The 21138-nt window shown below is 68.6% G+C and carries 17 protein-coding genes; 6 read left to right on the forward strand and 11 right to left on the reverse strand.

Translation table 11 applies throughout. The features are described 5' to 3' along the window. Positions 1–260 precede the first annotated feature (260 nt). Positions 261–734, forward strand: coding sequence for a hypothetical protein (locus LNW71_RS09630; RefSeq protein WP_250967858.1), 474 nt, complete (start codon positions 261–263; stop codon positions 732–734). A gap of 162 nt (positions 735–896) precedes the next feature. Here LNW71_RS09630 and LNW71_RS09635 read toward each other — a convergent pair whose 3' ends face one another. The 8 genes from LNW71_RS09635 to LNW71_RS09670 form a co-directional block, all read right to left on the reverse strand. Beyond that, on the reverse strand, positions 897–2045 hold the full coding sequence (locus LNW71_RS09635; protein WP_250967859.1) for a dipeptide ABC transporter ATP-binding protein: 1149 nt from the start codon (positions 2043–2045) through the stop codon (positions 897–899). Beyond that, positions 2038–3096 (reverse strand): ABC transporter ATP-binding protein, encoded by a 1059-nt coding sequence (locus tag LNW71_RS09640; protein ID WP_250967860.1) that lies wholly within the window; start codon positions 3094–3096, stop codon positions 2038–2040. Before LNW71_RS09640 ends, LNW71_RS09635 begins: the two co-directional genes overlap by 8 nt. An 11-nt stretch (positions 3097–3107) precedes the next feature. Then, positions 3108–4064: an ABC transporter permease gene (locus LNW71_RS09645; protein WP_250967861.1), complete on the reverse strand. Its 957-nt coding sequence runs from the start codon at positions 4062–4064 to the stop codon at positions 3108–3110. Next, positions 4057–4989 carry an ABC transporter permease gene (locus tag LNW71_RS09650; RefSeq protein WP_250971951.1) on the reverse strand — a complete coding sequence of 311 codons (933 nt, stop codon included), beginning with the start codon at positions 4987–4989 and terminating at the stop codon, positions 4057–4059. The genes LNW71_RS09645 and LNW71_RS09650 overlap by 8 nt, the downstream gene beginning before the upstream one ends. A gap of 170 nt (positions 4990–5159) precedes the next feature. After that, complete coding sequence (locus tag LNW71_RS09655; RefSeq protein ID WP_250967862.1) at positions 5160–6803, reverse strand: ABC transporter substrate-binding protein; 1644 nt, start codon at positions 6801–6803, stop codon at positions 5160–5162. Positions 6804–7283: 480 nt separating this feature from the next. After that, positions 7284–9155: a translational GTPase TypA gene (gene typA / locus LNW71_RS09660; protein ID WP_250967863.1), complete on the reverse strand. Its 1872-nt coding sequence runs from the start codon at positions 9153–9155 to the stop codon at positions 7284–7286. A gap of 137 nt (positions 9156–9292) precedes the next feature. Then, complete coding sequence (locus LNW71_RS09665; protein WP_250967864.1) at positions 9293–9988, reverse strand: hypothetical protein; 696 nt, start codon at positions 9986–9988, stop codon at positions 9293–9295. Between the two features lie 298 nt (positions 9989–10286). Continuing rightward, complete coding sequence (locus LNW71_RS09670; protein WP_250967865.1) at positions 10287–12683, reverse strand: ABC transporter family substrate-binding protein; 2397 nt, start codon at positions 12681–12683, stop codon at positions 10287–10289. A gap of 480 nt (positions 12684–13163) precedes the next feature. On the opposite strand from LNW71_RS09670, the gene LNW71_RS09675 reads away from it, so the two are divergent. The 4 genes from LNW71_RS09675 (at position 13164) to LNW71_RS09690 (ending at position 17149) form a co-directional block, all read left to right on the forward strand. Then, positions 13164–13412, forward strand: a complete 249-nt coding sequence (locus LNW71_RS09675; RefSeq protein ID WP_250967866.1) for a hypothetical protein — start codon at positions 13164–13166, stop codon at positions 13410–13412. 177 nt (positions 13413–13589) lie between these two features. After that, positions 13590–14465, forward strand: a complete 876-nt coding sequence (locus tag LNW71_RS09680; RefSeq protein ID WP_285802083.1) for a hypothetical protein — start codon at positions 13590–13592, stop codon at positions 14463–14465. Then, a complete protein-coding gene (locus LNW71_RS09685) occupies positions 14466–16379 on the forward strand; it encodes a fumarate reductase/succinate dehydrogenase flavoprotein subunit (protein ID WP_250967867.1) in 1914 nt (637 codons plus the stop codon). Beyond that, the gene (locus LNW71_RS09690; protein WP_250967868.1) at positions 16376–17149 is read left to right on the forward strand and encodes a succinate dehydrogenase/fumarate reductase iron-sulfur subunit; all 774 of its coding nucleotides are present in this window, start codon (positions 16376–16378) and stop codon (positions 17147–17149) included. Before LNW71_RS09685 ends, LNW71_RS09690 begins: the two co-directional genes overlap by 4 nt. A gap of 57 nt (positions 17150–17206) precedes the next feature. On the opposite strand, the gene LNW71_RS09695 is transcribed toward LNW71_RS09690, so the two are convergent. The 3 genes from LNW71_RS09695 to LNW71_RS09705 form a co-directional block, all read right to left on the reverse strand. Next, positions 17207–17758, reverse strand: a complete 552-nt coding sequence (locus tag LNW71_RS09695; RefSeq protein ID WP_250967869.1) for an isochorismatase family protein — start codon at positions 17756–17758, stop codon at positions 17207–17209. Positions 17759–17912: 154 nt separating this feature from the next. Further along, a complete protein-coding gene (locus LNW71_RS09700) occupies positions 17913–19445 on the reverse strand; it encodes an MFS transporter (RefSeq protein ID WP_250967870.1) in 1533 nt (510 codons plus the stop codon). Beyond that, the gene (locus tag LNW71_RS09705; RefSeq protein WP_250967871.1) at positions 19442–19897 is read right to left on the reverse strand and encodes a MarR family transcriptional regulator; all 456 of its coding nucleotides are present in this window, start codon (positions 19895–19897) and stop codon (positions 19442–19444) included. The genes LNW71_RS09700 and LNW71_RS09705 overlap by 4 nt, the downstream gene beginning before the upstream one ends. Positions 19898–20065: 168 nt before the next feature. Between LNW71_RS09705 and LNW71_RS09710 the strand changes: the two genes are divergently transcribed. Beyond that, positions 20066–21121: a LacI family DNA-binding transcriptional regulator gene (locus tag LNW71_RS09710; RefSeq protein ID WP_250967872.1), complete on the forward strand. Its 1056-nt coding sequence runs from the start codon at positions 20066–20068 to the stop codon at positions 21119–21121. The last annotated feature ends 17 nt before the right edge of the window (positions 21122–21138 follow it).

Raw genomic sequence — 21138 nt, forward strand, 5'->3', positions numbered from 1 at the left:
CGTCGTCCACGGGAATCCCCCGGTCCAGGGAACCGAGCACGTCGGCCCATTGACCCGAGCCACCTGCGAGCCCGGTTCCCGGGTATACGGGAAAGGCGCCCGGAACCGATCGGTTCCGGGCGCCTTCTCGTTTGCTATTCACACTCGCACGCGGATATGAGCCATCCTCACCTCAGATTTCCCTCAAGCCGCAAGACATGAACATGCTCCCAGGTGATACTTCACAAGAGCACATCGGACCACGAAAACCGGGGAGAATCATGAGGATTACCAGGCTTGCGGCGGTCACCGCGACGTTTGCAACAGCAGCCCTAGGCTTCACCGCCCCTCAGGCGCACGCCGGCACCATGCTTGAGTTCCGGATCAAGAACGTGACCACCGGCAAATGTCTCCAATGGAACGGTTACAACAAGCCTGTCACCCAGGTGAAGTGCAAGGTGACGATGAAGCAGTACTGGGGCAAGGCGGGGTACATGATCCAGAGCATGGGCACCGGCCTTGTAGGTGAGGGGTGCCTCACCGCGCCGACAAAGCACGAGGGCCAGGTCTACGGCAGGGTCTGCTCGAATCAGAAGCGCAAGTACATTGGCTGGTCGATCCTGTCGACCGCACCGAACGCCAAGGGTGTGATCGGCAGCGCGTCCCCCGGATATCTGAAGGTACCCGCATCGAACAAGGTGGTCGTAGGCAAGCGGGTCAGCGGAAACCGCGACCTCTGGAAGTTCATCAACTGAACCGGAAACCTCTGGCGCCTCGCGCCATGAAACGGACCCCTCTGGGGGCCTGTTCCGGTTCCCAAAAGGGGTCCGGCGTATCCACAGAAGGCGCCCGGAACCGATCGGTTCCGGGCGCCTTCTGTTGCCCTGGAGCTCACCCTCGCGGGCGGCGGGTGACGGCTACGAGGCCGCCGCGCCCACCACGTCCTTCTCCTCCGCGAAGTGGCAGGCCGACTCGTGCGCGGCCGGCGTCTTCGAGGTCTTGAAGCGCTCGGGGATCGCCAGCAGCGGCATCTCCTCGGCGCACCTGGCCTCGGCCTTCCAGCAACGGGTGCGGAAGCGGCAGCCCGACGGCGGGTTGGCCGGGGAGGGGACGTCGCCGGAGAGGATGATGCGCTCGCGGCCCTCACGGGCCTCCGGGTCCGGGACCGGGACCGCCGACAGCAGCGCCTGGGTGTAGGGGTGCGTCGGGTGGTCGTAGATCTGCGTGTCCGTACCGATCTCGGCCATCTTGCCGAGGTACATGACGCCGACCCGGTCGGAGATGTGCCGGACGATCGACAGGTCGTGCGCGATGAAGAGGTAGGAGAGGTTGAACTCGTCCTGGAGCTTCTCCATCAGGTTGATGACCTGTGCCTGCACCGACACGTCGAGCGCGGAGACCGGCTCGTCGCAGATGATGATCTCCGGGTTGAGCGCGAGGCCGCGGGCGATGCCGATGCGCTGGCGCTGTCCGCCGGAGAACTGGTGCGGATAGCGGTTGATGTACTCCGGGTTGAGACCGACGACGTCCAGGAGCTCCTGCACCTTGCGGCGCCGGTCACCCTTGGGGGCCACCTCGGGGTGGATGTCGAAGGGCTCCCCGATGATGTCGCCGACCGTCATACGCGGGTTCAGCGAGGTGTACGGGTCCTGGAACACCATCTGGATGTTGCGGCGGACGGCCTTCAGCGCACGGCCGGACAGCTTGGTGATGTCCTGGCCCTTGTAGAAGACCTCGCCGGCCGTCGCCCGCTCCAGCGTCATCAGGAGCTTGGCGACGGTGGACTTGCCACAGCCGGACTCGCCCACGATGCCGAGCGTCTCGCCCGCGTAGAGGTCGAACGAGATCCCGTCCACGGCCTTCACCGCGCCGACGTGCTTCTTGAACAGGATGCCCTGGGTCAGCGGGAAGTGCTTGACCAGGTTGCGGACCTGGAGGATCGGCTCCCCCTGCGACACCGGTGCGTCGATGGCGGCTACGGCCTCCGCCTCGGTGGCCGCGTCGACCGTCTCCACTTCGGTGACGTTCGGGGTGGCGTCCACGGGCTCCTTCTGCATGTCAGCCATGGATCGTCTCCTTCCAGAAGTGGCAGGCGCTGCCGCGGCCGACCAGCTCGGTGCCGTCCTGCTCGGACACCGGGCGCAGCGCCGGGATCTCCGTACGGCAGATGTCCTGCGCAACGGTGCAGCGCGGGTTGAAGGCACAGCCCGGCGGCACGTGGAGCAGGTTGGGCGGCAGGCCCTTGATCGCGAAGAGCTCCTGGCCCTTCTGGTCCAGGCGCGGGATCGACTCCAACAGCCCCTTGGTATAGGGGTGCGCCGGACGCTTGTAGATCTCGTGGACCGGGGAGGTCTCGACGATCCGGCCCGCGTACATAACGGCGATCTTGTCGGCGACGTCCGCGACCACACCGAGGTCGTGCGTGATCAGGATCAGGCCCATGTTGTACTCGCGCTGAAGCTCCGCGAGCAGGTCCATCACCTGGGCCTGGACGGTCACGTCGAGCGCGGTGGTCGGCTCGTCCGCGATGATCAGGTCCGGCTCCAGGGCCAGCGCCATCGCGATCATGATGCGCTGGCGCATACCACCGGAGAACTGGTGCGGGTAGTCGCCCACCCGTGCCGCGGCGGCCGGGATCTTGACCTGGTCCATCAGCTCGACGGCCTTGGCCTTGGCCGCCTTCTTGGACAGGCCCTGGTGGACCCGGAACATCTCGCCGAGCTGGTAGCCGACCGAGAGGACGGGGTTCAGTGACGAGAGCGCGTCCTGGAAGATCATCGCGATCTTCTGGCCGCGGATCTTGCGGCGCTCCTCGTGGGACATCTTGAGCATGTCCTGGCCGCGGAACAGGATTTCGCCCTGCGGGATCCTGCCGGGCGGCATGTCGAGAATGCCCATGATCGCCTGCGCGGTCACGGACTTACCGGAACCGGACTCGCCGAGCACGGCGAGGGTCTCACCGGCGTTCACGTTGTAGTTGACACCGTTGACCGCTTTGGCCACACCGTCGCGGGTGTGGAACTCCACGTGCAGGTCACGGACTTCGAGCAGCGGGCCGACGTGGTCGTCACCCGAGCGCGGGGACGGGACTTCGGCCGTCTTGTCGATGGTGGTCACGTTCGCCCTCCTTATCGCGACTTGGGATCGAGGGCGTTACGAACGGCTTCGCCGAGCATGATGAACGCCAGAACGGTGATGCTGAGCATGATCGACGGGTACAGCAGGATGTGCTGCGCGACGCGGATCTGGCTGGCACCGTCGGAGATGTCCATGCCCCACGAGATGGTCGGGTCGGCGAGGCCGAGACCGAGGTAGGACAAGGTCGCCTCGGCCGAGATGTAGACACCGAGCGAGATGGTCGCGACCACGATCACCGGGGCCATGGCGTTGGGCAGGATGTGCCGGAAGAGAATCCGGTTGGTGCCCGCGCCCAGCGCTCTGGCGGCCTGCACGTAGTCCGACTGTTTGATCACGATCACCGCGCCACGCATGACACGCGCGATCTGTGTCCAGCCGAGGAACGCCAGGGCGAAGATGACCACCCAGATCGTCCGGTCGGTGAACGCCTGGAGCACGACCATCGCACCCAGCAGGAACGGAATCCCGAGGAAGACGTTGGTGAAGAAGCCGGACAGCAGCGCGTCGACCCAGCCGCCGAAGTAGCCGGCGAGCATGCCGACCAGTCCGCCGAACAGCGTCACCAGGACCGTGACACAGACACCAACGGTGATCGACGCGCGGGTGCCGTAGATGACGCGCGCGTAGACGCTGTGGCCCTGGCCGTCGTAACCGAGCCACCCGGCCGAACCGACCTTGCTCAGCTCCGGCTTGCCCAGGTAGTGGTGCACCAGGTCGCTGGTGGTGGGTGAGGCACTGGTGAACAGGCCGGGGAACACGGCCATCACGAGCAGGATGACGATCAGCACCGACGAGATGATGAAGTACCAGTTGGAACGCAGGTCCCGCCAGGCGTCACCCCACAGGCTGCGGGCCTTTTCGCCCTTCACCACCGCCGAGGGGTCCGCGATGGGCGCCTTGGCGTCCTCGGGCGCGGGTGCGGGTGCGGTCTTGGTCACGTCAGGCATAACGGATCCTCGGGTCCAGGACCGCGTACAGCAGGTCGACGATGAGGCTCATGAGGAGGTAGACGAGCACCAGGATGGTGACGAGGCCGACGAGCGTCGTGCCTTCACGCTTGACGATCGACTCGTAGATCGTGCCGCCGACGCCCTTGACGTTGAACAGGCCCTCGGTGACGACCGCGCCGCCCATCAGGGCGCCCAGGTCCGTGCCCAGGAAGGTGATGACGGGGATCAGCGAGTTGCGCATCAGGTGCACACCGACGATGCGACGCTTCGGAAGTCCCTTGGCGATGGCGGTACGCATGTAGTCCGAGCGAAGGTTCTCGGCCATGGTCGTACGCGTAAGTCTCGCTACATAGGCGAGTGACAGCGAACCCAGCACGATGGCGGGCGCCAGCAGTTCGCTCCATTTGGCATCGCCGGACACATTCGGTGAGATCCAGCCGAGCTGGAAGGCGAACACCGTCTTGATGATGAAGCCGAGGACGAACACCGGGATCGAGATGATCAGCAGGGTGAAGACCAGGACCACGTTGTCGGTGAGCCGGCCGGCGCGCAGACCGGCCATCGTGCCGAGGCCGATTCCGACGACGATCTCGATGGCGAACGCCATGCCGGCCAGCCGGAGGGTGACGGGGAACGCGTCGCCGAGGACGTCCGTGACGGGGCGTCCACTGGCTATCTGATCACCGAAATCGAAATGCAGGACGATGCCTGTCATGTAATTCCAGTACTGCTGCAGGATCGGCTGATCGAGCCCGTGCTCGTGGCGAAGCCTCGCCAGGGTCGCGGGGTCGACACCCTTGTCCCCGAAGAGCCCGCGCACGGGATCGCCGGGCAGCGTATAGACCATCAGGAAGATCAGCAGCGTTGTCCCGAGGAAGACCGGGATCATCTGGAGCAGTCGTCGTGCGACATAGCGCCCCATCATGCCTCCATGTAATAGGCAAGCAGCAGCCGACGGGCCCTCCCCCGCCCCGACTCCCCCTTGTGGGGTGGTCAGTTGCGTGAAAGGGCCCCCCGGCCACGGCGTGCGGACCGGCGCGGACCGTCCTTCAGTGTCGGTCCCGCGCCGGCGCGCGGACTACGTCGGTGTGGTTACTTCTTGACTTCGACTTCGGTGAGGATCGGGTCGCCGTCCTGCGCGTACTGGACGTTCTGGACCTTCTCCGAGTAGCCGGCGTTGACCTTGTAGTACCAGAGCGGGATGGAGGGCATGTAGTTCACCAGCTCCTTCTCGATCTTCTGGTAGGCCGCGACCGACTCGTCGAGGGAAGCCGCGGAGTCGGCCTTCTTGATCTCCGCGTCGAGGCCCTTGTCCGAGAAGTCACCCTGGTTACCGGCGGCGCCGGTACGGAACAGGTCCGAGATGAAGTTCGCGTTCACCGGGTAGTCGAGCACCCAGCCGGAGCGGTACAGGGACTTGACCTGCTTGTCGTCACGCGCGTTCGTGTCGGCCTGGAAGTCGGCCTTCGAGTCGGTGGTGCACTTGACACCGGTCGACTGCGTGATGCTGTTGCAGACCGCCTCGACCCATTCCTTGTGGCCGCCGTCGGCGTTGAACTGGATCGAGATCTTGTTGCCCGGGACGCCGCCACCCTCCTTGATGAGAGCCTTGGCCTTCGCCGGGTCGTACTTGGTGACGTCGCCCGCAGCGTCCTTCTGGAAGCCGAGAACACCCTTGGCGACCCAGCCCGTGGCCGGCTCGCGCGTGCCCTGGAGCACGGTCTTGGTGATCGTGTTGCGGTCGATGCCCATCGACAGGCCCTGGAGGACCTTCGGGTCGATGTCCTTGAACTGGTCGGTGTAGAACGCGACGGCGAGCGTCTGGATGGCGGAGTACGCCTTGTCCACCGCGCGGTCACCGAGGTCGGACCGGTAGACCGGGAGGTCCTTCGGGCCGATCTGGCGCAGCACGTCGACGTTGCCGGACTTCAGGTCCTCGTAGGCGGTCTCGAGGGTGGTGTAGTTCTTGAAGTCCACACCGCCGTTCTTCGCCTTGTCCGCACCCTTGTAGTCGTCGTTGCGGACGACCTTGATCAGCTTCTTGTGGTCCCAGCTGACGAACTTGTACGCGCCGTTGCCGACCGGCTTCTCGCCGGCGGCCTTCGGGTCCGCGTAGAAGGACTCGGGCAGCGGGGAGAAGACCGTGTAGCCGAGCTTGTACGAGAAGTACGGCAGCGCCGAGTTGAGCTCGATGGTGAACGTGTAGTCGTCCACCTTCTTCAGGCCGGACATGGAGTCCGACTTCGGCTTGGCCTTGGCGTCCTCGGGGTGGACGTCCGCGAAGCCCTTGATGTCGCCGAACCACGACGCGTTGGTCTGGTTGTTCTTGACGTTCGCGGCCCAGTTCCAGGCCTTGATGTAGGACTCGGCCGTGACGGGCGTGCCGTCGTGGAACTTCCAGCCCTTCTTGAGCTTGACCGTCCAGAGCTTGCTGTCCTTGGTGTCGACAGACTCTGCGTTGATCATCTCAAGCTTGCCGGACGGGTCGTAGTCGACCAGCTGCGAGAAGATCGCGTCGGTGACGATGCTGCCGTTCGACTCCATCGTGTTGGCCGGCTGCAGCGGGTTCTGCGGCTCACCGACCTCGACGGAGAAGATGCCGTCAGCATTGACAGCCCCCTTGGCCCCACCCTTGTTGCCCTTGTCGGCGTCGCTGTCGCTGCCACCGCAAGCGGTCGCGGCCAGGGCGATGATGGCCGCTCCCGCGACCCACTTGGCGCTCTTGGCACCACGCATGGGTTTCCTCCTCATGAGTCCACTTATGACTACAAGAAGGGCACTGGAGTGATTCACCGACACCCCTGACGGTGATCGTTTCAGTGCCCTGAGTGTGCTCGTGAGTCGGCACTCCCCACAGTGCGTGACCCATTGACCCGAGCTCAATGGAGCCAACTATTAAGTACGACTGGGCCGTAAACCACACTTAAAGGGTCTCGGTTTGACAACATCCGTCACTCGTGTGGATCAAAATCCGGACAAAGCGATCCCAGACAGACACTCCCGAAACGGACTGTTAACACATGTTCCGGAGAGCGACGCCCGATATCCGGACACTTTGTTCCCAAAATCGGGTTGACCTCCGAGCCCCCGAAGCACCCCTCGCGTAACACGACTTGACCCGCGTCGACCCCTGGCCGCCCTGTCCGGGAGCAGGACGGCCAAGGGCCCGGTACCGCACGGTGTGCGGTACCGGGCCCTTGGCGGACGGGCGGAGGGTCAGCGCTTGGCGCGCGACGCGGAGCGGCCGCGCTCCTTCTGGTCCAGGACGACCTTGCGGATACGCACGGTCTCCGGGGTCACCTCGATGCACTCGTCGTCGCGGCAGAACTCCAGCGACTGCTCGAGCGACAGCTTGCGGGCGGGCACCACGTTCTCCGTGGTGTCCGCGGAAGCCGCACGCATGTTGGTGAGCTTCTTCTCCTTGGTGATGTTCACGTCCATGTCGTCGGCGCGCGAGTTCTCGCCGATGATCATGCCCTCGTAGACCTCGGTGGTGGCCTCCGTGAAGATGACACCCCGCTCCTGGAGGTTGACCATCGCGAACGGCGTGACGACGCCCGCGCGGTCCGCCACCAGCGAGCCGTTGTGACGGGTGCGCAGGTCGCCGAACCACGGCTCGTGGCCCTCGAACAGGGAGTGCGCGATGCCCGTACCGCGGGTCTGGGTCAGGAACTCCGTACGGAAGCCGATGAGGCCGCGGGAGGGCACGATCCACTCCATGCGGACCCAGCCCGAACCGTGGTTCGTCATCGTCTCCATGCGGCCCTTACGGGTCGCCATGAGCTGCGTGATGGCGCCGAGGTGCTCCTCCGGCGAGTCGATCGTCATGCGCTCGATGGGCTCGTGCGTCTTGCCGTCGACCTGCTTGGTGACCACCTGCGGCTTGCCGACGGTGAGCTCGAAGCCCTCGCGGCGCATCGTCTCGATGAGGATGGCCAGGGCGAGCTCACCGCGGCCCTGGACCTCCCACGCGTCGGGGCGCTCGGTCTCCAGGACGCGGAGCGAGACGTTACCGACCAGCTCGCGGTCCAGGCGGTCCTTGATCTGCCGGGCGGTGACCTTGTGGCCCTTGCCGCCCTTGCCGACGAGCGGCGAGGTGTTGGCGCCGATGGTCATCGAGATGGCCGGCTCGTCGACCGTGATCAGCGGCAGCGCGATCGGGTTCTCGGGGTCGGCCAGGGTCTCGCCGATCATGATGTCCGGGATGCCGGCGATCGCGCAGATGTCGCCCGGGCCTGCCTTCTCGGCGGGCTTGCGGGTGAGCGCCTCGGTCATCAGGAGCTCGGTGATGCGCACGTTGGACATCGTGCCGTCGCGCTTGATCCACGCGACGGTCTGGCCCTTGCGCAGCTCGCCCTGCTCGACACGGCAGAGCGCGATACGGCCGAGGAAGTTGTCCGCGTCCAGGTTGGTGACGTGGGCCTGCAGGGGCGCGTCGTCGTCGTACTCCGGGGCCGGGACCGCGGAGAGGATCGTGCTGAAGAACGGCTCCAGGCTGTCGCTGTCCGGCGGGACGCTGCCGTCCTCCGGCTTGGTCAGCGAGGCGACGCCGTCACGGGCGCAGGCGTAGACGATCGGGAACTCGATCTGGTCCTCGTCGGCGTCCAGGTCCAGGAAGAGGTCGTACGTCTCGTCGATGACCTCGGCGATCCGGGAGTCCGGCCGGTCCGTCTTGTTGATGCAGAGGATGACCGGCAGCTTGGCCGTCAGCGCCTTGCGGAGCACGAAGCGGGTCTGCGGCAGCGGGCCCTCGGAGGCGTCGACCAGCAGCACGACCGCGTCAACCATCGACAGGCCGCGCTCGACCTCACCACCGAAGTCGGCGTGACCGGGGGTGTCGATGATGTTGATCGTGATGACGTCGCCGCCATCCTTGGGGTGGTACTTCACGGCCGTGTTCTTGGCCAGGATCGTGATGCCCTTCTCACGCTCCAGGTCGTTCGAGTCCATCATGCGGTCGTCGAGGTGCTCGGCGGCGTGCGCGGCGAAGGCGCCGGCCTGCTTGAGCATGGCGTCGACCAGCGTGGTCTTGCCGTGGTCGACGTGGGCGACGATGGCTACGTTACGGATGTCGTGGCGCGTGGGCATGGGTGGCTTGCGCTTCTCTCGGATCGGGGATTCAGGCGTCTTAGTCGGTCTTGAGTCCTCGTACGCCCGCCGGGCGGACGCGCCACGGCTAGTCCCATGGTACGGGCCCGACGGGTCGGGGGCTTCCCGGGCAGCTTTTACCGGCCGCAGGACAGCCGCTCGGCCTCATGTGCGGGGGCCAGGGTGTCCTTGGTCAGAGGCTCATCACAGTTGAGCGTCCCCTCGCCGTCCGTGATCCATGTCGATACATGCCCGGTGGTCGGTTCCCGGTCCTCACCGCTTCCGCAGGAGTACCGGAAATCCGTCTCGACCAGCTTGACGAAGCTGTAACTCACCAGGCGGGCGGCCAGTCCGCTGAACTCTCCGCCGCCCTCGGCGAGAGGCGCGTACGCCCCCGGCTCCCCCAGCCCCGACCCTCCCTGCGGGTCGTCCCCCTTCTCCGCGAAGCCGAGGTGCACGCTCAGCGCGAAGAGCACGGCCTGCGAGTCCAGCCTCGGGCCGTCGGACGTCAGGGACCCCTGGTCCGTGCGCAGCCGCCGCATCGGCTCGGTCATCTTGGTGGGCTTGGCTGTGACGCGCTGCACATCGGTGACCCCGTTCAGCACGGAGTACTTCTGCATGTTGAACCAGGTGTACGTGCCGCCCTTGCACGCCCGCTCCTCTGGGGCGGCAACCTGCTCCGCGCCGGTTTCCGAGGCCGTACGCGAACCGGCCGTCTTCGGTTTACCGCTCGTGCCCGGGTCGTCCGGCGTCGAGCTGCAGCCGCTCGCGCCCGCGAGGAGCCCCGCTACCAGCACGCCGGCCGCGCAGGTGAAAGCCCGCGTCCGCTCCATGTTTCCGCCCCCGTGATCAGTTCTTCCGGCGGAATTCACCGGTGGTCATGACCACGGTCCCCCGGGCGGAGGGCACGGACACGGGACTTGAGCAACCTCAGAGGTGGGGCTCCGAAGCTGCGGCGCCGAGTTGGGGCTCGGCGGACGGCCTCCGTTCACTGCGTCGGCGAGGTGGGGCTCGCAGACCTGGAGGCAGAGCGGCTACCCGGGTCAACAGGTGCGCACAACCTTGCCCGCCGACTGGTCGGCGGGCAAGGGAATTGAGCCAAGTCTGAGCTTTCGAGCCCGCTCTGACCTGCTACTTCTTCTTATTGGCCGGGGCGCCGGCGCTCTGCGACGTCTTGAAACCGATGTCCTGGTAGTGGGGCACCCCGAAGCCGAAGGCGCCGACGTTCACGAGCTTCTTGTCCGTCGCGACCAGTTGCGGGCGCTGGTAGAGCGGAATCGATCCTGCAGCGGCCCAGATCCGGGCGTCCGCCTGCTTCATCAGGTCCCTGGCCGAGCCCTCGTCGAGCTCGGAGACCGCCTGGTCGAAGAGCTGGTCGATGTGGTCGGTGCCCACGCGGGTGTAGTTCTGCTCGACGAGCAGCGATCCGTCGGTCGCGGGTACCGGCTTGGCGAAGATCGGACGGTCGTCCGTGGCCGGGTAGGCGGTGGCGGGCCAGGAGTACAGCGCCAGGTCGTAGTCACCGGACGCGACGTGGTCCCGGAAGTAGCTCTCGTCGGAGACCTTGGTGATCTCGGTCCGGATCCCGATCGTGTCGAGCATCGAGGCGATCTTGTCCCCGACGCTGCGCAGCGACTCGGAGCCCGGGCCGGACGGCAGGACGAACCGCAGGCTCAGCGGCTTGCCGTTCTTGCCGAGCGGGCCACGGGCGGTGTCGGGGGCCTGGGCGGGGGCCGCGGTGCCGACCGGGGCGTAGGCGCCGGCGGCGCCGCCCGGCTGCCGGTCCTGGGCGGTGACCCGGGCCGGGGCGTCCTCGGAGGTGCCGGTCTCGCCCAGGTGTCCGGCCTGGCGCAGCAGGGCGGCGCTCTGCACGGCGGCGGCGGGGGCGGGGGCGATGACGCGGGTGGCGGTGCCTTCGGTCTCGCCGGGCTTGTCGTCGTCGCCGACGATGTAGAGGCCGTCGTCGGCGGAGGGCTCGCGGCGGGCGGCGCGGTCGGTCTTGCCGTCGTCCTTGGCGCCCTCGGCGTCCTTGTTCTTCTCCTTGTTCTTCTCCTCGGAGCTCTCCGCGGACTTCTCGTTCTTCTCCGCGTCCTCCTTCTTCTGCGCGCTGTCCTTCTTCTCGCCCTCGCTGCCGGCCTTGGTGCCATCCGTCTTCTTGAGGGCGCCCTCCCGCGTCCAGCCCGCGTCGGCCAGCAGCGCCTGGGCCTCCTTGGTGTCCTGGCCGCCGAGTGCGCCACTGTTGTCCTTGTACGCGGGCTGTCCGGCCAGGGCCAGGTGGCTGCCGAGCGGGGCCGCGGGCAGACCGAGCGGCTTGAGTACGGTGTCGACGAGCTCCTGGCGGTCCAGCGCGCGGGCCACCGCCCGCCGTACCCGGTCATCGGCGAGCGGCCCGGTCTCACCGTTCAGGGCGAGCTGGGTGTAGGCGGGCTCCAGGGACTTGCGCACCACGTAGCCGCGCAGATCGTTCTGCTCGGTGGCGTACGCCTCGGCGGCCCGTGCCTTCTCGTCCCTGGACTCCTGCGCCTCTTCGGCCGCGTCCTCGTCGGAGCCGTGCGCCAGCGCCCAGGACCGCAGCGCCTGGGCCGGGGTGATCTCCGACCCGGGGCCGTGGGCGGGCGGCGCCCCGCTGTTGCCGTTGTCCCGGGCGGCCTGGGCGATGCGGTGGGCCGTCGCCGCGTCGATGTCCGCGACGTCGACCTTGCCCTCGGTCAGCGCCTCGGTGCGGTCCTGCGGCTTGACCGCCTTGAAGACCAGCGAGTCGAGCTTGGCGGGGCTGCCCCACCAGCGCGGGTTGCGGGCCAGCGAGACGGAACCCGACTCCTTGTCGACGCTGCGCAGCCGGAACGGTCCTGCGGTCGCCTTGAGCGTGGACCGCGCGCCGTCGTTGAAGGCGTCCGGGGAGCCCGTCACCTGCTTCGGGTACAGCGGGGAGAAGAGGGAGCGCCAGTCCGCGTACGGCTTGGCGAAGGTGACCTTGACCTCCAGGTCGTCCGCGCCGCGCTCGATCTTCTCGATGCGCTCGTACCCGGCGTTGCGGGCGGTCCAGAACGCGGAGTCCTTGCCGCTCAGCGCCCGCCACTGGGCGACGAAGTCCGGCGCCCCGATCTCCCGGCCGTCGCTCCACACCGCCTGCTGGTTGAGCCGGTAGAGCACCACCTGCCGGGGCTCGTGCTCGACCACCTTCGCGGACTCCAGGTAGTCCGGGTTCAGCTGCGGCCGGCCCTTGGCATCCAGCGGGAAGAGGGTCGGCAGCAGCGCGCCGGTGATCCGGGTGGTGGCGCTGTCGGCGTCCGCCTGGAAGGCGTTGAGGGTGGCGGGCATCGAGTCGATCGCCCAGTTGACCGTGCCGCCCTCCGCGATCCGGGCCCGCGCAGCGGGTGAGACGTCCTGCGGGACGAGGGCGGTGGTGGCCTCCTCGTGGCCCGAGCTGCAGCCGGCCAGTACGGGGAGCGTGAGCACACCCGTGGTGAGGAGCGCGAGCGAGCGGCGCTTTCGGGCTGTCCCGCGCGGGACGCCGACGTGGGACATGGCTGATACCTCCGGAGACGACCCGGACCACCCGTTCCCGAATGGGCCGGATTATGCGTGTTTGGTGGCATTTGCAGTTGATCACACTGGTTCCGCCCGTCCACTGAAGGCGCCCACGCGCGAGAGACGGCGCAGACACGGCGCAGTCGCCCGCAACCTCACCCGAGCGGCGGAGCCCCGGCACCGGCTGGCGCCGCCGGACGCGGCAGGGAGCAGCCGGGGAGTGCGGCAGGGTGCCGGGGGCGCGGCAGCGGGCGGCAGGGGGCAACGAAGGTGGCCGGGGTGGCCGAAGCGACCAGTAAGTGGCCGGGGCGGCCCGAAGTGGCCGATGCCGCCGGAAGTGGCCGGAACCCGCCCCCCAAGGGGGCCGCTCCGCCCCGGTTCGCAAGACGGCTCCGCCCGCTCTCTTCACAAGAGGGGTGTGACGCGCAACACTCGCATGCGCATGGCCACCCGCGACTGCGGAAGTGAGATCAAGTCATGTCTCTGCAAGACGAATTGACGGCAGTTCAGCACCGTCTCGACGACCTGGTCCGCACCGTCGGGCGGCTGGAGCGGAGTCTCGCGCAGCTGCGCGAGGCGGACCCCGCACCGGCCGCGCTCGACCCGGCCGGCCACGCCGCCCCTGTCGACGGCGTCATCGCGATCACCGAGACGCCGTACGACACCGCTCTCTGGACGGACTCGGACGACGAGGGTCTGGGCGTCCGCGGCAGACACGCCCCCTAGGGACTCTCGTTCGGGTCATGCCGGGCTCGCGTGCCCTGGCACCGCTGCCTCGCGGCGTTGTCGTCGGTCGCCGACGCTCCGCGTCGACTCCCTCCTCCGCCTTGCGAGGCACAGCACCGGACCCCGTTCCCTGACCCGACCCGACCTGACCCGAACGAAAGACCCCAGGAGAGTTCCTTGGCCACCGGTACGGAAACAGGCACGGATTCAGGCGGGGCTCCGGGCACGGAGCCACCGCCGCCGGGCAGGGCGGTGGCCGGGCCGGCCGGGGTGCACCACGCCTCGCGGGCCGCCATCGCCGCCCGCCATCTGCGGACCGACCGCTGGTGGCTGGCGCCCGCCGTCACGGCGGGCGGCCTCCTCGCCTTCATCGTCTACTCGACCTGGCGGGCGTTCTCGAACGCCGACTACTACGCCGCCCCCTATGTCTCGCCGTTCTACTCACCCTGTCTGGCGGACAGCTGCGCCCCCATGCGACACGGTCCGAACTGGGAACTCTTCGGCAGCTGGTGGGGCCTCTCCCCCGCCCTGCTGATCCTGATCTTCCCGCTCGGCTTCCGGCTGACCTGCTACTACTACCGCAAGGCCTACTACCGGGGTTTCTGGGCCTCGCCCCCGGCCTGCGCGGTCGCCGAGCCGCACAAGACGTACAGCGGCGAGACGCGCTTCCCGCTGATCATGCAGAACATCCACCGGTACTTCTTCTACGCCGCGGTGCCGGTCGCCGGCATCCTCACGTACGACACCGTGCTCTCCTTCCGCGACGAGCACTACGCCTGGGGCCACATGGGTCTCGGCTCGCTGATCTTCCTGGTCAACATCGCCCTGATCTGGGCGTACACCCTGTCCTGCCACTCCTGCCGGCACATCATCGGCGGCCGGCTGCGGCACTTCTCGAAGCACCCCGTGCGCTACCGGCTGTGGGGCTGGGTGGGGCGGCTCAACGCCCGTCACATGCTGCTCGCCTGGGCCTCGCTGATCAGCGTGGCGCTCGCCGACTTCTACGTGTACCTCGTCGCCTCCGGCGCCTTCGACGATCCGAGGTTTTTCTGAATGACAGAGCTCGAACGGCAGCAGTGGGACGTCGTCGTGGTGGGTGCCGGAGGCGCCGGGCTGCGCGCCGCGATCGAGGCACGGGAGCGCGGAGCCCGTACCGCCGTCATCTGCAAATCGCTCTTCGGCAAGGCGCACACGGTCATGGCGGAGGGCGGTATCGCCGCCTCCATGGGCAATGTGAACTCCGGGGACAACTGGCAGGTGCACTTCCGCGACACCATGCGCGGCGGGAAGTTCCTCAACCAGTGGCGCATGGCGGAGCTGCACGCCAAGGAGGCGCCCGACCGGGTCTGGGAGCTGGAGACCTGGGGCGCGCTCTTCGACCGCACCCCCGAGGGGAAGATCTCCCAGCGCAACTTCGGCGGCCACGAATACCCGCGCCTCGCGCACGTCGGGGACCGCACCGGCCTCGAACTGATCCGCACCCTCCAGCAGAAGATCGTCTCGCTCCAGCAGGAGGACTACCGGGAGTTCGGTGACTACGAAGCCCGGTTGAAGGTCTTCCAGGAGTGCACCGTCACCCGCGTGCTCAAGGACGGCGAGCGGGTCTCCGGGACCTTCTGCTACGAGCGCGAGAGCGGCCGGTTCTTCGTGCTGGAGGCGCCCGCGGTCGTCCTGGCCACCGGTGGCATCGGCAAGTCCTTCAAGGTGACGTCGAACTCCTGGGAGTACACCGGCGACGGTCACGCACTGGCCCTGCTGGCGGGCGCACCCCTGCTGAACATGGAGTTCGTGCAGTTCCACCCGACCGGCATGGTCTGGCCGCCCTCGGTCAAGGGCATCCTCGTCACCGAGTCGGTGCGCGGCGACGGCGGCGTGCTGCGCAACTCCGAGGGCAAGCGGTTCATGTTCGACTACGTCCCCGACGTGTTCAAGGAGAAGTACGCGCAGTCGGAGGAGGAGGGCGACCGCTGGTACGAGGACCCGGACAACAACCGCCGCCCGCCCGAGCTGCTGCCGCGCGACGAGGTCGCCCGGGCCATCAACTCCGAGGTGAAGGCGGGCCGGGGCTCACCGCACGGCGGGGTGTTCCTGGACGTGTCGACCCGGATGGACGCGGATCGGATCCGGCGCCGGCTGCCGTCGATGTACCACCAGTTCAAGGAGCTGGCGGACGTCGACATCACGGCCGAGGCGATGGAGGTCGGCCCGACCTGCCACTACGTGATGGGCGGCATAGCCGTCGACTCCGACACCGCCGCCGCCCTCGACGTGCCGGGTCTCTACGCGGCGGGCGAGGTCGCGGGCGGCATGCACGGCTCCAATCGGCTCGGCGGGAACTCCCTCTCCGACCTGCTGGTCTTCGGCCGCCGGGCCGGGCTGCACGCCGCCGGGTACGCCGAGTCCGTCGAGGCGCTGCCGGTGGTGGACGAGGCCCAGATCGACGCCGCGGCGGCGGAGGCCCTGCGCCCGTTCAGCGCGGAGGAGCTCGCCGAGGGTGCGCCGACGGAGAACCCGTACACCCTGCACCAGGAACTCCAGCAGACGATGAACGACCTGGTCGGCATCATCCGGCGCGCGCCCGAGATGGAACAGGCCCTGGAGAGACTGGCCGGACTGCGGGAGCGGGCCCGCCGGGCCGGGGTCGAGGGCCACCGGCAGTTCAATCCCGGCTGGCACCTCTCGCTGGACCTGCGGAACATGCTGCTGGTCAGCGAGTGCATCGCCCGGGCTGCGCTGGAGCGCACCGAGAGCCGCGGCGGCCACACCCGCGAGGACTGCCCGGCGATGGAACGCTCCTGGCGCCCGGTCAATCTGCTCTGCCGGCCCGCCGACGTGTCCGCGGCGCCGCTGGAGGGCCGGATCGACCTCGTACGCAAGGTGACCGAACCCATCCGTCCGGATCTGCTCTCCCTCTTCGAGAAGGAGGAGCTGGTCAAGTACCTCGCCGAGGAGGAGCTGTACGAATGAGCAGCTACAACGCACGGTTCAGGGTGTGGCGCGGGGACACCGACGGCGGCGGTCTGGAGGACTTCGCGGTCGAGGTCAACGACGGAGAGGTCGTCCTCGACATCATCCACCGCATCCAGGCCACCCAGGCGGGCGATCTGGCGGTGCGGTGGAACTGCAAAGCCGGCAAATGCGGTTCGTGCAGCGCGGAGATCAACGGACGGCCGCGGCTGATGTGCATGACGCGCATGTCGGTGTTCAGCCGCGAGGAGACGATCACCGTCACCCCGCTGCGGGCCTTCCCGGTGGTGCGCGACCTGGTGACGGACGTGTCGTTCAACTACGCCAAGGCACGCGAAGTGCCCTCCTTCGTCCCTCCGGAGGGGGTGAAGGCGGGCGAGTACCGGATGCAGCAGGTCGATGTGGACCGCTCGCAGGAGTTCCGCAAGTGCATCGAGTGCTTCCTGTGCCAGGACACCTGCCACGTGGTGCGCGACCACGAGGAGAACAAGGCGGCCTTCGCCGGGCCGCGCTTCCTGATGCGGGTCGCGGAGCTGGACATGCACCCCCTGGACGCCGCCGCCGAGTCCGGACTCGACCGGAAGGCGACGGCCCAGGAGGAGCACGGACTCGGCTACTGCAACATCACGAAGTGCTGTACGGAGGTGTGCCCCGAACACATCAAGATCACCGACAACGCGCTGATCCCGCTGAAGGAGCGGGCCGTGGACCGCAAGTACGACCCGCTGGTGTGGCTGGGGAACAAGATCCGGCGGCGGGAGTCGTCCTGAGGCCCCCTGGTCGCGGCGTCCCGGCCGTGCACCGGCCGGGACCGCCGCGGCGTGCGGTCAGCCCAGCAGCTTGAGGATCGCGTCGGTGGTGTCGGTCTCGCCGAGCCGCGGGAAGATGCGCTCGACGCTGTTGTCGTGGGCCTCGGCGCTCATGTCGGTCACCGCGTCCGTGGCGACGGTGACGTGGTAGCCGTGCTCGTACGCCGAGCGGGCGGTGGACTCGACGCCGATGCTGGTCGCGATACCGACCACGACGACCTGGGTGATGCCGCGACGGCGCAGCTGGAGGTCGAGGTCGGTGCCGTAGAAGGCGCCCCACTGCTGCTTGGTGACGACGATGTCGCCCTCGTGCGGGCCGAGCTCGGGCACGATCTCGGCCCAGTCGGCAGCCGGCTGGCCGGAGCGGGCGGGGCCCTCGGTGCGGCCGGGGGCGCCGCCGGTGACGCGGACCAGGACGACGGGCAGGCCCTTGGCCCGGAAGGCGTCGGCGAGCGTCGCGGACTGCGCGACGACATCGGCGCTCGGGTGGGCGGTGGGCAGCCCGACGATGCCCTTCTGGAGGTCGACGACGACCAGTGCGGTCTTCGGGTCGAGGGTGGTGGCGCTCATGGTGGTGCTCCTTGCTCGATTCTTGGGTGCGGTGGTTCGGCTGGTTCCGGGTGGGGCTCGGGGCGGGTCTTCGGTTACCGGGTGGGCTTCGGGTAGGCCTTCGGACGGCGGCTCCTGTGCGGCGGCTCAGGAGCGTTGACTCACGGGCGTTGGCTCAGGTGCGGCCGCTGAGTGCGCGGTCGGTGAGGGTCAGGACGATCAGGACGAGGCCGAGCACGACGGAGACCCCGGCCATCAGGTGCAGGCCGTGGTCGCTGGCCGACTGCCCGTACGCGAGCGCGATCAGGCTGGACGCGGTGATGGCCCCTATGTACTGGGCGGTCCGCTGGAGGCCGGCGGCGGAGCCGATGGACTCGGCCGGGGCGTAGGCCTGGACTGCGGCCTGGTTGCTCGTACCGATCAGCCCCTGCGGGATGCCGAAGCAGGCCCCGGCGAGCAGCAGCACGGCGAGCGGGGTGTCCCCGGAGAGGAGGACGAGCACTCCGGCCCCGACGGTGAGCAGCACACAGGCCAGGGCGAGGGGGCCGCGGATGCCCTTCGTGCGGGCACCGAGCAGCGAACAGACCAGCGCGGCGACGGACATCGGCAGCATCAGCAGACCGGTGTGCCCGGACGAGTAGCCACGTACCTCCTCCAGCCACTGCGTGTACCCGTACATGACGCAGTAGATCAGCAGGTAGCTGATTCCGTGCCGCAGATACGTCCGGGACAGCGCGGCGTTTCCCGCCAGCATCCGCAGATCGATGAAGGGCTCCCGGCAGCGCAGCTGCCACCACACCAGCGTGGCGGTCAGGGCCAGGAAGGGGGCGAGCAGCCACCACATCGGGTGGGCGAGATCGAGCAGGAAGAAGACCAGCACGGTCAGGGCGGTGGCGAAGAGGCCGATACCGAGCGGGTCGAGACCGAGCCGCGGGGCACTGCCGTCGGCGGCGCGTCCGCGCGGCGGGTCGGCCGGGATCCAGAGCAGCGCGGCACCGAACGCGATCAGGGCGACGGGCACGTTGACGGCGAAGATGCCGCGCCAGCCGACGACCATGACCAGCAGCCCGCCGAGCGTGGGACCGACGGCCGCGCTGCCGAGCGCGGCGAAGGAGAGCCGGGCCAGCACGGGCCGCGGGGTGGCCCGGCCGATCCGGGCGGACTCGTCACGCAGCACCGCCATGGCCGCCGGGTAGGCGGCCGACGTACCGATGCCGAGCAGCAGCCGGGACACGATCAGCCAGCCGAAACTCGGCGCCACCGCCCCGACCAGGCCGGATGCGATGACGACGACCAGACCGGCCAGGAAGACCCGACGGGGGCCGAGCACATCGGCGAGCTTGCCCAGCACCGGCTGGGCGACGGCGCTGGCGAGGTAGAGGACGGAGATCAGCCAGGCGGTGTCAGCGGCGCCGATGTCGAAGTGGTGCCCGATCGCCACCAGAGCGGTGGAGATCATGGTGGTGTTGAGGGGGTTGAGCAGCGAGCCGATCAGCAGCGGGGCGGTGAGCCGGGAGCTGAAGCCCGGGGCGGCCGCCCGCGTCGACGCGGGCGCGGGTGAGGGGGCAGACAGCTGCGTGGGCGGCGCTGCTGGGTCTTCTGCCTGTGCGGGCAGCGAGGCTCGCGCGGCCCCGGCCGGCAGCGGCGCCTGAGCCGGTGCCCGTGACTCCTGGGGTATCGCTGCGGGGGCCGTGTCGCGGGCCGTCATGAACCGACCAAGCGGTCCAGGAGGGCGGTCGCCTCGGCGACGGTGCGGCGTTCGGCCCCGTCCAGCTCGGCGGCGATCACCTCGGCGAGCCAGTTGCGCTTGGCGGCCCGGACCTCCGCGAGCGTCGTGCGCCCGGTGCCGGTGATCGACATGACCGACTTCCGGCCGTCGTCCGGATCGGGTGCCCGCTCGACCAGCCCCTGCCCCTCCAGCGCGCCCAGCGTCAGCCGCATGGACTGCGGGCGTACGTACTCGGCGCGGGCCAGCGCGGCCGTGGTGGCCGGGCCTCCGTCGTCGAGCCGGGCCAGCACCGAGCGCTGAGTGGGCGTGAGGAGGCTCTCCGACGACGAGGAGCGCAGCCGTCGCAGCAGCCTGCCCACCACGGCGGAGAGGTCGCTCGCCACTTGCTCGGCCGTGGGGTCGACGGGGGTGGCACCGGACGGTTGCGTCATGCTTCCACCGTAAAGATGCACAGGACATCTTGCAAGGCAGCCTGTCTATTCCGTGGCGGCCTTGCTCGCGACGGACCCGCGATCTAGGGTGAATGCGCTTTCAAAACATGTATGTCGACGTGCCTGCCGATACGTGTCGGTACGAAGAAGAAGCGGACGGTCGGTCGAGTGAGCGCCCCAACGGTGTACGACGTCGCCGAGCGGTCGGGCGTCTCCATTGCCACGGTCTCGCGGGTCTACCGCAACCCTGATTCGGTGCGCGCCCAGACCCGTGAACGGGTCCTGGAGGCGGCCCGCGAGCTCGGCTACGTACCGAGCGGGAACGCCAGGGGGCTGGCCAGCCGCACCACCGGAGTGCTCGGCCTGTGCTTCCCCGACTACGCCGACCCGGACGCCGAGGCCGACGCCGAGGCGGACAGCGACGCGGACGACGCCGTGATGCTCTACTCCGACCAGATCATCCGCGGCATGGAGCGCGCGGCGCGGCGGCACGGCTACGCGCTGCTGATCGCGGCGTCACTGGAGGGCGGGCCGGAGAGCCTGGTCGCGAAGGTCGCGGGGCGGGTCGACGGCTTCGCCGTACTGGCGCAGACCGTTCCGACCGAGGACCTTGAGGTGATATCGCGCCGGCTGCCCGTGGTGATGCTCGCCGGGCCGCGCGAGATCGACCACCTCGACCACATCGTCGTCGCCAACGCGGACGGCGAACGCGAGCTGACCCGCCACCTCATCGAGGACCACGGGCTGCGCCGGCTGGCCTTCATCGGCGGCGACGCCGACTCGCCGGACGCCGAGGCGCGGTTCCGGGGGTTCCAGGAGGCGTGCCGGGACGCCGGTCTGCCGGTGCCGGACGCGCCGGATCTGCGGACCACGATGATGAAGCAGGCCGAGGGGGCCTGGGCTGCCGAGACCCTGCTGGACCGGGACGCGGAGCGGCCGGAGGCGATGCTGTTCGCCAACGACCAGATGGCGGTGGGCGCCCTGCGCGCACTGGCACGACGCGGGGTACGGGTGCCCCAGGACATGGCGGTGACCGGCTTCGACGGGATCCCGCTCAGCCGGATCGTCCAGCCGTCACTGACGACGGTGCGCCAGCCGATCCGCCAACTCGGCGAGCAGGCAGTCGAATTGCTGGTCCAGAGGCTGGGCGACAGCAGCCGCGACCCGGTATCGCTCACGCTCCCGGTATCCCCGATCCGCCGCACCAGCTGCGGCTGCCCCTGAGCACGCGACTGCACCTC

Source organism: Streptomyces sp. RKAG290, assembly GCF_023701695.1.
Classification (GTDB): Bacteria; Actinomycetota; Actinomycetes; order Streptomycetales; family Streptomycetaceae; genus Streptomyces.

Coding starts and splice junctions, on each gene's coding strand:
- LNW71_RS09630 (WP_250967858.1), top strand. CDS start 261: ATGAGGATTACCAGGCTTGCGGCGGTCACCGCGACGTTTGCAACAGCA.
- LNW71_RS09635 (WP_250967859.1), bottom strand. CDS start 2,045: ATGGCTGACATGCAGAAGGAGCCCGTGGACGCCACCCCGAACGTCACC.
- LNW71_RS09645 (WP_250967861.1), bottom strand. CDS start 4,064: ATGCCTGACGTGACCAAGACCGCACCCGCACCCGCGCCCGAGGACGCC.
- LNW71_RS09650 (WP_250971951.1), bottom strand. CDS start 4,989: ATGGGGCGCTATGTCGCACGACGACTGCTCCAGATGATCCCGGTCTTC.
- LNW71_RS09655 (WP_250967862.1), bottom strand. CDS start 6,803: ATGCGTGGTGCCAAGAGCGCCAAGTGGGTCGCGGGAGCGGCCATCATC.
- typA (WP_250967863.1), bottom strand. CDS start 9,155: ATGCCCACGCGCCACGACATCCGTAACGTAGCCATCGTCGCCCACGTC.
- LNW71_RS09665 (WP_250967864.1), bottom strand. CDS start 9,988: ATGGAGCGGACGCGGGCTTTCACCTGCGCGGCCGGCGTGCTGGTAGCG.
- LNW71_RS09670 (WP_250967865.1), bottom strand. CDS start 12,683: ATGTCCCACGTCGGCGTCCCGCGCGGGACAGCCCGAAAGCGCCGCTCG.
- LNW71_RS09675 (WP_250967866.1), top strand. CDS start 13,164: ATGTCTCTGCAAGACGAATTGACGGCAGTTCAGCACCGTCTCGACGAC.
- LNW71_RS09685 (WP_250967867.1), top strand. CDS start 14,466: ATGACAGAGCTCGAACGGCAGCAGTGGGACGTCGTCGTGGTGGGTGCC.
- LNW71_RS09690 (WP_250967868.1), top strand. CDS start 16,376: ATGAGCAGCTACAACGCACGGTTCAGGGTGTGGCGCGGGGACACCGAC.
- LNW71_RS09695 (WP_250967869.1), bottom strand. CDS start 17,758: ATGAGCGCCACCACCCTCGACCCGAAGACCGCACTGGTCGTCGTCGAC.
- LNW71_RS09700 (WP_250967870.1), bottom strand. CDS start 19,445: ATGACGGCCCGCGACACGGCCCCCGCAGCGATACCCCAGGAGTCACGG.
- LNW71_RS09705 (WP_250967871.1), bottom strand. CDS start 19,897: ATGACGCAACCGTCCGGTGCCACCCCCGTCGACCCCACGGCCGAGCAA.